Raw genomic sequence first — 1,324 nt, 5'->3', positions numbered from 1 at the left:
CTTCATGTGGAGTTTTCTTAAAAAGTATCGAAGCAAAATCTTTCATTTTGAGTGAATCACTTTCACAGAGTCCAGCAATTCCCTACTACATATGAAGTTTAAAAGAACTAATTCAGGCGCGTAGCAGTACTTAGCTCCCACTTTGAGAATATAGGAATGTTATCAATGTTAGCGATGAGATAAAATAAAAATGTTATTACCAAATGAATAACATTTAGTAATAACATTTTATATTAAGCGGTTTCCACGCCTTTTCTCTTTTTAACTTTTTTTGCAGCTTTTAATTGAGGTCTAACTTCACCTTCAGCCACTCTTATAACTTCTGGAGATTTTTTATCATTTATACATTCATCATTAATAACAACTTTAGATATACTTTCATCAGAAGGAATATCAAACATTATTTCAGTCATTATTTCTTCTACTATTGATCTTAAACCTCTTGCTCCAGTTTTTCTCTTAATAGCTTCATCAGCAATTGCTTTTAATGATTCATCAGTAAAGTTTAATTCAACGTTATCTATTTCAAATAACTTCTTATATTGCTTTACTAAAGCATTTCTTGGTTCAGTTAAGATATTAACTAAAGCAGCGTTATCTAATGATTCTAAAGTAACTACTACTGGTAATCTTCCAACAAACTCAGGTATAAGACCAAATCTTAATAAATCTCCTGGCATTATATCTTGAAGAAGCTTACCTACATCTTTAGTATGCTTAGATGTTATATTGGCTCCAAAACCTATTGAACTTTTTTCAGTTCTTTTTTCTATTATTCTATCAATTCCATCAAATGCACCACCACATATAAATAGTATATTAGATGTATTTATTTGTAGGAATTCTTGATGTGGATGTTTTCTTCCACCTTGTGGAGGAACTGAAGCTGTTGTACCTTCAAGAATTTTTAATAATGCTTGTTGTACTCCTTCTCCAGATACATCTCTTGTTATAGATGGATTTTCTGATTTTCTTGCAATCTTATCTATTTCATCTATATAAATAATACCTTTTTCTGCTCTTTCTATATCATAATCTGCATTTTGAATTAATTTTAAAAGTATGTTTTCTACATCTTCACCAACATATCCTGCCTCAGTTAAAGTTGTAGCATCTGCTATAGCAAATGGAACATTTAAAAACTTAGCTAAAGTTTGAGCTAAAAGAGTTTTACCTGAACCTGTAGGTCCTAATAACAGTATGTTACTCTTTTGAAGTTCAACTTCATCATCTACTAAATTGGAATTAATTCTCTTATAATGATTATATACAGCAACAGATAGTGACTTTTTAGCCTTTTCTTGACCAATTCCATACGGATCTA

The 1,324-nt window shown here is 30.3% G+C and carries 1 protein-coding gene; it reads right to left on the bottom strand.

Annotated features, from left to right (window positions below):
- Nucleotides 1-233: 233 nt before the first annotated feature.
- On the bottom strand, nucleotides 234-1,324 hold a 1,091-nt coding region (gene clpX, locus E6248_RS16145), incomplete at its 5' end, for an ATP-dependent Clp protease ATP-binding subunit ClpX (protein ID WP_316341784.1).

Source organism: Clostridium sp. (assembly GCF_032552055.1).
In the GTDB taxonomy this organism is placed as follows: Bacteria; Bacillota; Clostridia; order Clostridiales; family Clostridiaceae; genus Clostridium.
Note: the sequence above shows the minus strand (reverse complement) of the source record. Positions and strands in the feature narration are given on the sequence as shown.